Here is a 12,662-nt window from a genome sequence, read left to right on the forward strand (position 1 = left end):
AAACATTTAGCCTAACTAAAACGTAGACTGTTATAACAACCAAATAGTTTTTTCTGAATTTATGAACTGAAACATAGCTGCTGACTTGCTTAGTTCGTTTAGAATCAGAATACATTTTTGCATGTTCTTTTACATAAAAATGATACATCTAAAAATTTCTAGACTCAAATGGTTAGTTACTTATTAGTAATGGAGTAATAACGATCATAAAATTGAAAAAAGAATGTGCTAAAATACTATACCAAATATTTTTTTCAACTATATAAAATATACTTAGAATGATTCCTAGTACTAAAAATGGAAGTAAAAATATAAGATTATAATTTGCAGCTGCAGCATGATTGAATGCAAATAATACACTAGATATTGAAGCCGTAACTATTTTTAAATATCTATGATCAGAATTAATAAAACAATATCGATAAGCTATTTCTTCTACGAATGGTCCTAAAAAAATACTTTCAACAAAAAATAATATCTTCCAATCATACCTCGCAAAAACGACTTCTGTATTTAACATAGTAGCTATTATTATGTATGTAAACAGCATTAACCCGAATGTAATTAGCACAGTGTAAACAGCTCTTCTCAACTTTACTATTCTTAAACTTCCAATCAACTCTTTTTTAAAGAACAAAATTGCTAGCAAAATAAAAATTATTTTTTGAACGAATAGATAAGTTGGATCAAAATTATTCCAGCTAGTTCCTATAGCTGGAATAATTTGTGTTGTTAAAAAATAAATGGAAAGGTATATAATTTTAGGCATTAACCATTTCACTCTTTTCATTGATTAAATTATGCTGGCACATAATCTGTGTATGATGTATTAGAAGTTACCGTTTTAGTATCAACATATTTATTGTCTACTTTTCTATAGCGTTTATAAGTAACTGTGATTTTCGCTTCTTGTCTGTATTTTTTGAATTTACCACTCTCAGAATAAGTATGACCCAATTTTATTTTGACTGGTCCCGCTTGAGTAGTTATCTCAATAGTTGACTTTCTAGATGTAGTATAGTTTCCTAAGAAAGTTCTCTTACCTTTTTTTATAGTATAACTTTGCGTTTTTGCCCACGTGCGCGATTGAAGCTGAGAAGTATCCTCAACTACATAATAATATTCATCATTATCATTGATTGCTTCACTTGCATTAGAAGTTACTCCCAATGTTACGCTACCAAATAATACACCACTAAACAAGATACTTACTAAAATTTTTTTCATAAATAAAACCTTCTTTCTTTTTAATATGCCATTATCATTGCATGAGAAAGTTATTTTAGTAAGCACCTATTAGTTTACATCATGACAACGCTTAGTTGCTTTACCAGTCGCAACCAAGCGTTGTCATAGTATAAACCAACAATTGGTAGTTTTTTCATTCAAAATATCGCATGATTAAGTATGAAAGTTTAAAAAGAGGGGGAAGTCTATTGGTTTTAGCTAATCGATTACGTGCACATAGAGAAAATAGAGGTCTTTCACAAACGGATGTTGGAATTCCTTCTGCGTAACTAACAGTTCCCTTACTAATAAGACTTAAAAACACTCCTTTTTTGCACTTTAACAGTACAAAAAAGGGATAGAAAAGAAAGCACCATTCGGTTTGCAGCGTGTCAACTTATAGTTGCACATCAATAGCGATAAGAACATCAAAGAGATTCCTTATTATTTTAACAAAAAAAATAAAAGCTTATAATACTAGTTACTTGAGATTATGATATACAAAAAAGCTGTAAACAATGTCCTTTTAAGAACGCCATTTACAGCTCCATCTACCCACTATACAAATAACTTTTTCCCTAAATTGCCTTCAATTCTTTCAACGCTTTCCAAATACCATCATTATCATTAGTATCTGTTACAAGTTTTGCTTCTTTTTGGATATGTGGCAATGCATTGCCCATGGCTACTCCAATACCGGCCTCCCGCAACATTTCCCGATCATTTTCCCCATCACCGAACGTAATGATATTTTCACGTTCGATCCCTACACGATCTGCTAAATTCAACAAGGTTGCAGATTTCGAGCCATTTTTAGGCACAATATCTACACTTTGAGGATGCCAGCGGACAAAACGGAATTTAGAAAAAGCATTGTCAAACACACCTTCATACGACTCATCGTAAAATGCTAACCCTTGATAGACATCATTTTCCTTATGAAAATCGCCATCATATTCTGGAGCTGCAAAATCAATAGAACCCATCGCTTCCGCCATTTGTAATTGACGGTGATGATTATTCTTTTTCACATCATCTAAGCCTACATAAGCCAAACCGATCTCTCTTTTTTCCAATTCAGATGAAAAACGTTGCAGTTCTTCTTCATCCAATAAATTTTGATAATACTGCTCGTGGTCTAAAAAAGCTGCGGCACCATTACAAAGAACATAGTTTGAAAAACCTAAGTCCAAAATAATATCCTGTGCCATAAAACGACTGCGGCCTGTAGCTACGGTCACTAAATGACCTTGCTTTCTTAACGCTAGCAATGCTTCTCTGGTGCTTTCCAAGGGTTGTTTGTCTGTTCCCAGTAATGTTCCGTCGATATCAAATGCAAAAAGTTTTCTCTTCATGGCGTATTATTTCCGCTCGCTTTCTATGATTTTGGCAAATACTTACTACCTTCTCTAACAGCTAGTGGACTTAGCTCTATGCTTTTAATCAGTGTTTGCACCCATTCAGGGTCTGTTTTACTATACTGACGCAAGGACCAGCCAATGGCTTTTTGAATAAAGAACTCATCTGTAGTTTTATCATAAATAATCGCTTTTTTCAACAGCTCCGTATTGGTTTTTTCCTTATATAACAGCTGTAAATTGATAGCAACTCGCCGATGCCAGAAGTTTTCTTCTCCGAAAAATGCTTCAAACAACTGCGGCATTTCTTCATAATGGTGTGCTCCCCATAAGGCAAAAAATTTACGCCAAGCATCTACGCTATCCCACCAAGCCTTTTCGATCACGAGTGGTTTAAATAATAGTACTTCATTAAAAGAAAGTCGCTTGACATTCCTCGTAGCCAAATCGATTGCCACATATTGATATTCCCGTTCTGGCTTATTAAAATAAACTCTAACTAGTTCAACCAATGCGTCAACAGTTAATTGCTTACTTGCTTTTAAAAGATCTTTTTGCATTGCTGAACGTTCTGGTGCAGGTATTCCTGCGAAAGGGAATAAGTTTTTCATGTAAGCAGCCATTTGTGCTGCCTTCTCTTCATTTTTTACAAAAACAATAGTCTCCATGCTTTTGCTCCTTTTGACTTTTCTTCATTTTACTTTTTTATTCCTTAACTGTAAAAAAAGAGTGAAGAGAAATCCCCTCACTCTAAATAGTTTAGTCTAAATAATTTGTATCCGCATTGTTCAGCCAAGCATAACCTAATCCCATCACCAAACCACCGCCGATAAAGTTACCGATCAGGGCAAAGAACAGATTGTGCGCCACACTACCGACAGTCATTGCTGACATCGTGCCATGAGAAGCGAAATAAGCCAAGCTAAATGCTGGGAAATTCGCGATGACGTGCTCGTAGCCTAGGAAGGCGAAAATGAAAATGATAAAAATGATTGCAGCAACTTTCCCTGCATCATCTTTCATACGCATACTTACTAGAACTGCTGTGTTTACAACGATATTAGCAAAAATAGCTTCAACTAAAATCTGTGTTGTTGTCTTATTCAACTTGCCGGCAATCGATGTGAAAAAGAAACTATCCGATGCCAAATCTTGATAAGGAACCGTTAATGAAATCAAATATCCGAATAAAACCCCACCAACTAAATTGAAGAAAATACAGGCAAATAAAATTTTAGCAGCAAAGGAGAATTTGATTTTTTTACGATAGACACCAACAGTCATATACAGCATATTTGATGTACCCAATTCGGCATTCATATAAAGAATCATCACAAGTGACCAACTGAACATAAACGCATACAACATTTTGCCTAGTCCATGCGCAATGTCCTCACCTTTCATTGCAATTGCAAAGGCAACCGCTGTTCCTAATGTTAAAAACATGCAGGCAAGCATCGCACGAAAAGCATAGCGCAGAAAACTACTTTGGAATAAGTTCATTTTTTTATTGATTGATTTATCGATCTGCTCAAATAATGGTGATACAGGTTTCATGTTGTTTCTCCTTTTCAATTTGTTTTCATACTTATATTTTCAAAAACATCCTTTACCATTTTAAAGACCTCTAGAGGTTTTGTCTAGTGCTTTTTCATACAAAGTAACACTTTTTTTCGTTATAAGCAAAACAAGTGGTAAAGTTCGTCGTTCCTTTATCCATTTTCATTTCTTTCTCTTCACTTTTCTTCTTTTTATGAAAAAACAATGAGAAAATCCTTCGGAAGACCGATGAGAATTTACATTTAACTGGTAAAATAGAACTAAGTTATCTATTGAACAATAAAAATAGGGTTGCTTTATGGAAAATAGATAACCTTTGGCGCAAAGTTTTGCCAAACGATGGGGAAAGTAAGGTGAACGTAATGTCAAAACAAGAACAGAATACGAACGTAAAGAATTTAAATCAACGAATTGAAAACCAATATAAATCGATGAGAGCGACAAACAATGTATTCTCAGTCATTCTTTTGGTTGTCTTAATGATTTTTATAGGTCTTTTCAGTCTATTTTTTTCAACGAACGCTAACTATACTGAAAAAATGACTGCCTTTGACCAAGAGCTTAACATACTTCAAGAAGAGAAAGCGGCGATCGAATCAGGAAAAATCGTCACGGCAGAAAAATCGTTTGACACGATTTTACAAGAAAATCTGGCGAATTTAAAAGAGTATCCTCAATCAGAAAACAATTATACGGTCTCTATTGAAGGAACAAATAGCCAGATTACACTCAACAAAAACAATATTTTTGTTTCGGATAACGCAAACATGCTAAACAAAGCAACAAAGCAAAAGATTTATGAGCTAAACAAACAACTGGCTGCTAGTACCAATGGCGCACAATTAGAAGTCATCACTATTCCAGAATTGCCAAGAGGAGAAAATATCGAATCTTACGCCAACAAATTATTCAATCAATTGGGGATTGGTGATAAAAATGAAAATAATGGAATTTTATATCTGATTGCTTTGGACGATCGTGAATTTCGTTTAGAAGTCGGCTATGGGTTAGAGGGGTTGATTCCTGACGGAACGGCCGATTCGATCATCAATGATGACGATGTCGTTGATGCCTTTAAAGATAGAAAATATGATCAAGCAGTCAATCAAGTACTCGATCAAGTATTTCCTCTAATGAATACCAAAACCGCTTTAGTCGATTCCAAGATCAATCAAGTCGAGAGTCAAAAAAGTGCTACCAAATGGGGCCGTTGGGGCTTAGGTATTTTCCTATTCTTTGCTTTATTGACGAATTTGATCCTAACAATCAGAAGTCTATCGGCAGGAAAAGCCTTAAAACAAACTTACAGTGACTATCAAAATCGGATTTCAACCTTTACAAATGAAAATGTAGCAACTCAGCTCGCTGAAATGAAGCAAACAAACTTCTATCATCTTATGTTAAGCGGTAGTTCGTTGATCGCTTCAAGAAGAAAATTGCGACGCTCGATCGCCCAAGGTCGCTTATTGAAACATCCTTCCGCCCAAAAGAAAGCCTTCGGACGGGTCTTGATCGATGATACACTTTATTCGGGAGACGGGCATGTGTTAACGACTGCCTACCTTGCTTCAAATTATAATTCTGCCAATTGGAATGACAGTAGTAACGGGTCTGATAGCGGCGGTTCGTCTTGGGGATCGTTTGGCGGTGGTTCGTCCGGTGGTGGCGGAGCATCTGGTGGTTGGTAACAGCCAGAGAAAAATCAATAAAAAGCTTGAGTTATCCGCTATTCTGCGGTATACTAATCTTCGTGTAAAATAAGCAGCAGAAAAATAATAGACTCGTCAACAGTTCATTGCCTCATTGTTTAGCTTCTAGGACTAATAAGTCTTATCAGCTTTTCAGGTTTAACTGCGTAACCGCGGCTGCAAAGGTGAAGGTTGAAGAATGAACTGCACGATTATGAATTTTTCAGAAGATTATTTTACTCCAAAAAACTTATTTTATTGGAGGAATTTTTAATGTCACGTTATACAGGACCATCATGGAAAATCTCTCGTCGTCTAGGTATCTCTCTATCAGGAACTGGTAAAGAACTAGCACGTCGCCCATACAAACCAGGACAACACGGACCAAACAGCCGTGGTAAAGTTTCTGAATACGGTATGCAATTAACTGAAAAACAAAAATTACGTCATATGTACGGTATGAACGAACGTCAATTCGTTAACTTGTTCGTTAAAGCTAGCAAAATCAAAGAAGGTAAGCACGGGGTTAACTTCATGATCTTACTAGAACAACGTTTAGATAATGTTGTTTACCGTTTAGGTCTTGCTACTACTCGTCGTCAAGCACGTCAATTAGTAAACCACGGCCACATCACTGTAGACGGCAAACGTGTTGATATTCCATCATACCACGTTGAAGTTGGTCAAGTGATCTCAGTTCGTGAAAAATCTCAAAATATCGTAACTGTTAAAGAAGCAGTTGAAGCTACTGTTGGACGTCCAGCATTCGTAAGCTTCGATACTGAAAAATTAGAAGGAAGCTTCACTCGTTTACCAGAACGTGATGAGCTATATCCTGAAATCGACGAAGCTCTTGTCGTTGAATACTACAACCAAAAACTTTAAGATCGATTTTTTTCACCTCTTTGCCTTTTGGCAAGAGGTGTTTTTTTATTACACAAAAAAAATCGAGGTCTCCATTTCAGACTTCGATTTCTTTAGCATTTGGCTATTCAATAAGCTGTTACCTATTTCTCATTTGTTTGCTTTGTTAATACGCCATCTTTCATCACAAATACTTCATCACAGTACTCGATCAAGCGTTGGTCGTGCGTTACCATAATTGTCGCTTTATTTTTTTCTTTGGTTTCCCTCGCTAGAATCTTAACCACTTCAAAAGCCTTTTCCGAATCTAAACTAGCAGTAGGCTCATCAGCTAAGATAATCGACGGATCATTGTACAATGCTCTAGCGATGGCGACACGTTGCCGTTCTCCACCCGAAATCTCATCCGGGTATTTTTTCTTTAGTTTGTCGATCCCCAGTTGTGTTAATAACTCGTTGACTTTATCCTCATCTGTCTTCTCTTTTTTTACTTTGTCTACAAGACGAAGCTGCTTTTCCACAGTTAAAAAGGGAACCAAATTTGATGCTTGTAAAATAAAGCCAATTTCGCTGAAGCGGATTTTAGCTCTTGTTTTTTCATTTTCAGTACTAAAAGAATCGTTATTTATTTTCACTTCTCCACTTGTTGGTGTTTGTAGGCCTCCCGCAAGGGTTAAAAAGGTACTTTTCCCTGAGCCACTTGGACCGATGACCGCGACAAATTTACCTTTTTCCACAGAGAAATTCGTTTCTTTTAAGGCTTCGATCGTTGTATCTCCATCGAGAAATTTTTTATCCACAGTTAAAAACTCAATTGCTTTCATCCTAAATCCTCCTTATTATCCACAAGCTTTATCCGATTGCTTTTAGTGGATCGATTTTCACAATAGTTCGTACAGAAAACAGCGCTCCGAAAACCGCAATGATCAACATTAAACCACCTATCGTTAAAAAGAATAGCCAGTTACTTTGAAACGGCACCGCTGTTGGCAACACCAAGGACGTTCCCACAGTTCCTAAAAGTCCTATGCCAATTCCGAAAACGGCTAGTACAAACGTTTGAACGATGACAGAAACTGAAATATATTTTCCTGAAATTCCTTGTGCTTTCATGATTCCGAAGATCGTCGCTTTTTGCATCGTTAATACATAGATAAAGATTCCTATAACGATCGCTGCAATTACAATTAGAAAACCAATCATAAAGCCAAACGTTAGTACTTGAGCACTATATCCTGGCAATTCATTGATAAATTTCTGAATACTGTAGCTGGTCAGATCATCGCTTTTTAGCTCGACGTTTTTGAGCGAGCTATCTTTCGCACGAAAAACAATGGCATTCACTCGTGCATTTTCTGAGGTATCCGATTTTTCAAAACGGATTTGTTGAAACGCGCCTGTGGAAACATACAGTACAGGTGCCACATTGAACTTCGCGTCATCTGTGAACCCCACTACTTTCAGCTTTTTATCACTTCCAGCTAACTTGATCGTATCGTCCAGTTGAATATTATTTTCTTCTTTCAAGCTACTATCTACAACTGCTTCATCATCATCTGCAAATGCTTTTCCTTCGATGATGTTCGGCATTAAAAATTCGTCTTTATTGATTCCAAAAAAGCTGGCATTGATTTTTTCAGCTTTCTTTTTATCTAGCTGAATCACCGCCGCCGTTTGACCTAACACAGCTTTTTCTTTTGCTTCAACATCATTCATCGCTTTTAGCGGAATCATCGACATGTTGATATTGGTATTGGACTCATCAGACAAAACGATTCCGTCTGCCTGCCACTTATCCACAGCTGTTCGATTATCTTCCGCTAGTCCGTAGGCTAAACCTGTTAAGAAAAAAACTAAATAAGAGATTAAAAACATTACACTAATGATTAGTGCATATCGTAATTTTGAACGTGTAATTTCATTCCAAGCTAAAAACATAATATCCTCCTCCTTATCGATCGATAAGTTTTGTAAAAAGTATAGCAAATTTTTGCTTGGGTAACAAAATATCTGCTCTTAATCCGACTTTCGTCTTATTTCCTTCTCTTCTTTTATTTGATATACTGAATGAAATAAATTGAAAACGAGGTATTTTAATGAAGAAGAAACATAGCGTTTTATATACAGTAATCCAGTTTACAATGATTCTCGCATTTATATTGTTTCTCAGAAAATTTGTGTTGACTCCTGTAGAAGTTGTCGGAATATCCATGGAGCCGACTTATCATGAATCAGATCGCGTATGGCAAACATCCTTAATCGAACCTAGCCGCTTTGATATCGCAACATTTCCCAGTCCAAGAGATGGTAAAAGAATCGTCAAACGAGTCGTCGGTTTGCCTGGCGATACCATTCGAATGGAAAATGATCAGCTGTATATCAATGATAAACCTTATGAAGAGCCTTATTTAGACGAAGAAAAAGAAGCACTGACCGACGGAGAACTGTTGACCAAAGATTTTTCTTTACAGACAATAGAAGTTGATGCTGCAACAGTCGTCCCAGAGGGCAAAGTCTTTGTCTTGGGTGATAATAGAAGAAGAGCCGATGATAGCCGTTATTTTGGCTTTGTGGATAAAAAAGATATTTATGGCGTTGTCTATTTTCGTTATTATCCATTGAATAAAATCGGATTGCAATAATAACCGTACTTTAAAAAAAACGTTGAAACAAAACGAATCGCTCGTCTTGTTTCAACGTTTTTTTTATTACTTATGCTGATGTTCGGCTGCCAGTTGGTATAAAGGTACTAAGGCTTCATATGTCTGCAGCATATATTCACGTGCCTTTTCAGGATCATTCAATACTGGATCTGTCTTTTCAATAATCCGACCAATCTGAAATTCACCTTTTTTGACATCTCTAAACCGAACCAATAACTTCTCCAAATCAACTTCATTCAAGCGCTCAACCTGAGGCTGAGTGTGGTCGATCGATACATAAAAATCATCAGGTAGCTGTTTAAATAATTTAGGATTATCTAAAAAGGCCTGTGCGATTTCTTTTTCATTTTTAGGATTATCGATCAATGATAGCCACATAAATAAATACTCCGGCCAAATTCCTAATTGAAAGTGAGCTTCCATTTTATAGCCGCGTTTTTTTTGACTCAATGCAGACCACGTATTTTCCGGCGGATAAACAGTTCTCCGACGATGCTGGGCGATATGAACAAAAAATTCTGTCTCCAACTTTTCGCCTAATTTCTCTGCAAAATAATCATCTAGTTCTTGAAATTTCGGTTGGATCACCGCTCGAATTTCAGCCATTCTAGGATCCAATCCATCTATGGTAAATACGTCAAAATCTTTTTCTGTAAACATCAACATGCCGTTTTTTCTCCTCTAACTTATTCGTTATCTTTCACCTTGTAATTTCTGCCATTCCTCTACGGTGATTCCTCTTAGAATATCTGTCGTGATTTTTCCTTTCCACATCCGAGCATTGGGAACGGTACCTTCTACTTTCATCCCAATTTTCTCCATCACTCGACCAGAGTTTGGATTATCGATATCATGGACAGCACAAATACGAATCAATTTAAGTTCTTCAAAACCCAAACGTAATAATGCCTTTGCCGCTTCGGGAATATAGCCTTTACCCCAATAGTTTTTATTCAGGGTATAGCCAATTTCACCATTGCTATGCTGTTCTTCTACACGCAGATCGATCGTTCCGATAAACTGTCCCGATTCTTTTTCCTCGATGCCATATTTTCCCAACGGAGCAGTCAAAAAATAATTTGCTATGCTCTCTCTCGTATCTTTGATCGATTGGTGAAGCGGAAAAACATATGTGACTGTTTCTTCATCTGATGCATACTCATACATAGCTTTTGCATCCTCCAGCGTCACAGGACGTAAAATCAAGCGTTCCGTCTCTAATCGTTGATTCTGTGCAAAAATTAAGTTTCGATTAATCACTATTTCCATCGTGCCACCTACTTTTTATACTACTTTACAGAAAGACACCTACAGAAGCAAGAGGAAAATAAAAAATGTTAGATTGTATGGTTTACAGACTCCTGAATAAATTGACGCACTTCTGCCTGCTTGCCTTCACTTAGTAAGTCAACAATTTTACTACCAACGATCACACCGGCACAGTTTTTTCTAAAACGAGCTACGTGGTCTTTTGAAGAAATGCCAAACCCAGCAAGAACGGGTTTATCACTGATTTTTTGGATGTAAGCCAAATGTTCATCTAATGAAGCTTGGTACTCACGACCTACACCCGTTACACCGTTAACAGCCACCGCATAAATAAAACCTTCTCCAGCTTCCACTAGTTCAGCGATTCGATCTTTCGGTGTGGTCAATGCAATCAAGGGGATCAAAGCGATATCACTGTTTTCTAACAAAGGTGTTAGTAAATGTTGATGTTCATAAGGTAGATCGGGAATGATCAGTCCTTTGACATTTGTTTCGGCTAATTCTTGAACAAGCTGTTCCAACCCATAATGAAAGATCGGATTAAAATATGTCATCAATATTAATGGAGTTTTTGTTGAGATTTTCTTTAACTGATCAATGATTTTCTCCAAAGAGACATCGTTTTCCAATGCACGTAAGCCTGCAGCCTGAATCACTGGACCATCAGCAACTGGATCTGAAAAAGGAATGCCTAATTCGATTGCGCTGGCTCCTGCATCACAAAGCAATGTAATCTCAGCTTCCAATTGATCCAGCCCTTGTGCGCCTGCCATAATATAAGGAACAAAAATCGTTTCATTCGCTTGCTGCTTCTTGGTTAGCTGCTCCGTTAATGTTTTCATTGGTTTTCCTCCTGCTCCATTAATTCTTTGATCTGCTGTACATCTTTATCTCCGCGACCAGATAGACAAACAATGATTTGTTTATCCTCCCCAAGTTCCTGCGCTACTTTGATCGCATGACTCACGGCATGAGCACTTTCTAAGGCTGGAATGATTCCTTCTGTTTTGCATAGAATTTCAAAAGCTTCCAATGCTTCTTGATCAGTGACAGAAGCGTAGCTGGCTCTGTTGCTTTCATTTAAATGACAATGTTCTGGTCCTAAACCTGGATAATCTAATCCAGCTGATATCGAGAAAGCTTCTAAAATTTGACCGTTGTCATCTTGCAATAATTTCATCATGGCGCCATGCAATACGCCTGTTTTCCCTTTTGTGATCGATGCTGCATGGTGAGCTGTGTCTAACCCTAGACCAGCAGCTTCTACACCGATCAAGGCAACCTCATCATTAATAAACGGATAAAAAATACCCATTGCATTACTACCGCCGCCAACACAAGCAACTACCGCATCCGGCAATTTTTGTTCTACTTCTAAAAATTGATGTCTTGCTTCAATTCCGATAATGCTTTGATAATCACGGACAATTTCTGGAAACGGATGGGGACCTAAAACAGAGCCCATCACGTAATGAGTATCTTCAACATGAGCGACCCAAAATCGTAAGGCTTCGTTCACAGCATCTTTCAACGTCTTACTTCCAGATGTCACACTCTCAACTTTTGCCCCTAATAATTCCATTCGAAAAACATTCAGTGACTGACGTGCTACATCGACTGCCCCCATAAAAATTGTACATTCCATTCCGAACAGAGCAGCTACTGTCGCTGTTGCTACGCCATGCTGTCCAGCTCCAGTTTCTGCCACAACTTTATTTTTTCCCATTTTTTTAGCTAACAAAATTTGCCCAATCGTGTTGTTGATTTTATGCGCACCTGTATGATTTAGATCTTCTCTTTTTAAATAGATTTTTGCTCCACCGACTTTTTCTGTCAGCCGCTGTGCAAAGTAAAGCGGGTTTTCTCGTCCAACGTATTGTTTCAAATAGTAAGTTAATTCTTCTTGAAATTCTTTGTCTTGTTTTGACGCTTCATAGATTTCCTCTAATTCTTTGACTGCGTACATTAATGTTTCTGGAACAAACTGTCCGCCAAATTCTCCGTAAAATCCTTTTTTTGGTTGCTTATACATA

General features: G+C 37.2%; 14 protein-coding genes. 3 read left to right on the forward strand and 11 right to left on the reverse strand.

Features of this window, described 5'->3' with window-relative positions; translation table 11 throughout:
* Positions 1–172: 172 nt before the first annotated feature.
* The 5 genes from BCR25_RS07640 to BCR25_RS07660 form a co-directional block, all read right to left on the reverse strand.
* Entirely contained in the window at positions 173–769 is a 597-nt protein-coding gene (locus BCR25_RS07640) for a type II CAAX endopeptidase family protein (RefSeq protein ID WP_069663027.1), read from the reverse strand.
* A gap of 29 nt (positions 770–798) precedes the next feature.
* Complete coding sequence (locus BCR25_RS07645; RefSeq protein ID WP_069663028.1) at positions 799–1,227, reverse strand: LMxysn_1693 family intestinal colonization protein; 429 nt, start codon at positions 1,225–1,227, stop codon at positions 799–801.
* A gap of 578 nt (positions 1,228–1,805) precedes the next feature.
* Positions 1,806–2,582, reverse strand: a complete 777-nt coding sequence (locus BCR25_RS07650) for a Cof-type HAD-IIB family hydrolase (protein ID WP_069663029.1) — start codon at positions 2,580–2,582, stop codon at positions 1,806–1,808.
* Between the two features lie 23 nt (positions 2,583–2,605).
* Positions 2,606–3,253, reverse strand: coding sequence for a DNA alkylation repair protein (locus tag BCR25_RS07655; protein ID WP_069663030.1), 648 nt, complete (start codon positions 3,251–3,253; stop codon positions 2,606–2,608).
* 91 nt (positions 3,254–3,344) lie between these two features.
* Entirely contained in the window at positions 3,345–4,142 is a 798-nt protein-coding gene (locus tag BCR25_RS07660) for a formate/nitrite transporter family protein (protein WP_069663031.1), read from the reverse strand.
* Positions 4,143–4,507: 365 nt separating this feature from the next.
* Between BCR25_RS07660 and BCR25_RS07665 the strand changes: the two genes are divergently transcribed.
* Both BCR25_RS07665 and rpsD read left to right on the forward strand, forming a co-directional pair.
* Complete coding sequence (locus tag BCR25_RS07665; RefSeq protein ID WP_069663032.1) at positions 4,508–5,833, forward strand: TPM domain-containing protein; 1,326 nt, start codon at positions 4,508–4,510, stop codon at positions 5,831–5,833.
* Positions 5,834–6,106: 273 nt separating this feature from the next.
* A complete protein-coding gene (gene rpsD / locus BCR25_RS07670; protein WP_069663033.1) occupies positions 6,107–6,718 on the forward strand; it encodes a 30S ribosomal protein S4 in 612 nt (203 codons plus the stop codon).
* Between the two features lie 122 nt (positions 6,719–6,840).
* On the opposite strand, the gene BCR25_RS07675 is transcribed toward rpsD, so the two are convergent.
* Together BCR25_RS07675 and BCR25_RS07680 are read right to left on the reverse strand one after the other, a co-directional pair.
* The gene (locus tag BCR25_RS07675) at positions 6,841–7,521 is read right to left on the reverse strand and encodes an ABC transporter ATP-binding protein (protein ID WP_069663034.1); all 681 of its coding nucleotides are present in this window, start codon (positions 7,519–7,521) and stop codon (positions 6,841–6,843) included.
* A gap of 28 nt (positions 7,522–7,549) precedes the next feature.
* The gene (locus BCR25_RS07680) at positions 7,550–8,635 is read right to left on the reverse strand and encodes an ABC transporter permease (protein ID WP_069663035.1); all 1,086 of its coding nucleotides are present in this window, start codon (positions 8,633–8,635) and stop codon (positions 7,550–7,552) included.
* Positions 8,636–8,793: 158 nt separating this feature from the next.
* Between BCR25_RS07680 and lepB the strand changes: the two genes are divergently transcribed.
* Entirely contained in the window at positions 8,794–9,339 is a 546-nt protein-coding gene (gene lepB / locus BCR25_RS07685) for a signal peptidase I (RefSeq protein ID WP_069663036.1), read from the forward strand.
* Positions 9,340–9,405: 66 nt separating this feature from the next.
* Here lepB and BCR25_RS07690 read toward each other — a convergent pair whose 3' ends face one another.
* The 4 genes from BCR25_RS07690 to trpB all read right to left on the reverse strand — a co-directional run bounded on the left by BCR25_RS07690 (position 9,406) and on the right by trpB (position 12,661).
* On the reverse strand, positions 9,406–10,026 hold the full coding sequence (locus BCR25_RS07690; protein ID WP_069663037.1) for a DUF1054 domain-containing protein: 621 nt from the start codon (positions 10,024–10,026) through the stop codon (positions 9,406–9,408).
* A gap of 27 nt (positions 10,027–10,053) precedes the next feature.
* A complete protein-coding gene (locus tag BCR25_RS07695) occupies positions 10,054–10,629 on the reverse strand; it encodes a GNAT family N-acetyltransferase (protein WP_069663038.1) in 576 nt (191 codons plus the stop codon).
* A 68-nt stretch (positions 10,630–10,697) separates the two neighbouring features.
* Entirely contained in the window at positions 10,698–11,471 is a 774-nt protein-coding gene (gene trpA, locus BCR25_RS07700) for a tryptophan synthase subunit alpha (protein WP_069663039.1), read from the reverse strand.
* Complete coding sequence (trpB, locus tag BCR25_RS07705; protein WP_069663040.1) at positions 11,468–12,661, reverse strand: tryptophan synthase subunit beta; 1,194 nt, start codon at positions 12,659–12,661, stop codon at positions 11,468–11,470. The genes trpA and trpB overlap by 4 nt, the downstream gene beginning before the upstream one ends.
* Position 12,662: the final 1 nt, after the last annotated feature.

Origin of the sequence: Enterococcus termitis (genome assembly GCF_001730305.1) — a bacterium.
GTDB classification, from domain to species: domain Bacteria; phylum Bacillota; class Bacilli; order Lactobacillales; family Enterococcaceae; genus Enterococcus_L; species Enterococcus_L termitis.

Excerpts from the sequence above, each read along its gene's own strand:
- BCR25_RS07640 (WP_069663027.1), bottom strand. The coding sequence starts at position 769 with ATGCCTAAAATTATATACCTTTCCATTTATTTTTTAACAACACAAATT.
- BCR25_RS07645 (WP_069663028.1), bottom strand. The coding sequence starts at position 1,227 with ATGAAAAAAATTTTAGTAAGTATCTTGTTTAGTGGTGTATTATTTGGT.
- BCR25_RS07650 (WP_069663029.1), bottom strand. The coding sequence starts at position 2,582 with ATGAAGAGAAAACTTTTTGCATTTGATATCGACGGAACATTACTGGGA.
- BCR25_RS07655 (WP_069663030.1), bottom strand. The coding sequence starts at position 3,253 with ATGGAGACTATTGTTTTTGTAAAAAATGAAGAGAAGGCAGCACAAATG.
- BCR25_RS07660 (WP_069663031.1), bottom strand. The coding sequence starts at position 4,142 with ATGAAACCTGTATCACCATTATTTGAGCAGATCGATAAATCAATCAAT.
- BCR25_RS07665 (WP_069663032.1), top strand. The coding sequence starts at position 4,508 with ATGTCAAAACAAGAACAGAATACGAACGTAAAGAATTTAAATCAACGA.
- rpsD (WP_069663033.1), top strand. The coding sequence starts at position 6,107 with ATGTCACGTTATACAGGACCATCATGGAAAATCTCTCGTCGTCTAGGT.
- BCR25_RS07675 (WP_069663034.1), bottom strand. The coding sequence starts at position 7,521 with ATGAAAGCAATTGAGTTTTTAACTGTGGATAAAAAATTTCTCGATGGA.
- BCR25_RS07680 (WP_069663035.1), bottom strand. The coding sequence starts at position 8,635 with ATGTTTTTAGCTTGGAATGAAATTACACGTTCAAAATTACGATATGCA.
- lepB (WP_069663036.1), top strand. The coding sequence starts at position 8,794 with ATGAAGAAGAAACATAGCGTTTTATATACAGTAATCCAGTTTACAATG.
- BCR25_RS07690 (WP_069663037.1), bottom strand. The coding sequence starts at position 10,026 with ATGTTGATGTTTACAGAAAAAGATTTTGACGTATTTACCATAGATGGA.
- BCR25_RS07695 (WP_069663038.1), bottom strand. The coding sequence starts at position 10,629 with ATGGAAATAGTGATTAATCGAAACTTAATTTTTGCACAGAATCAACGA.
- trpA (WP_069663039.1), bottom strand. The coding sequence starts at position 11,471 with ATGAAAACATTAACGGAGCAGCTAACCAAGAAGCAGCAAGCGAATGAA.
- trpB (WP_069663040.1), bottom strand. The coding sequence starts at position 12,661 with ATGTATAAGCAACCAAAAAAAGGATTTTACGGAGAATTTGGCGGACAG.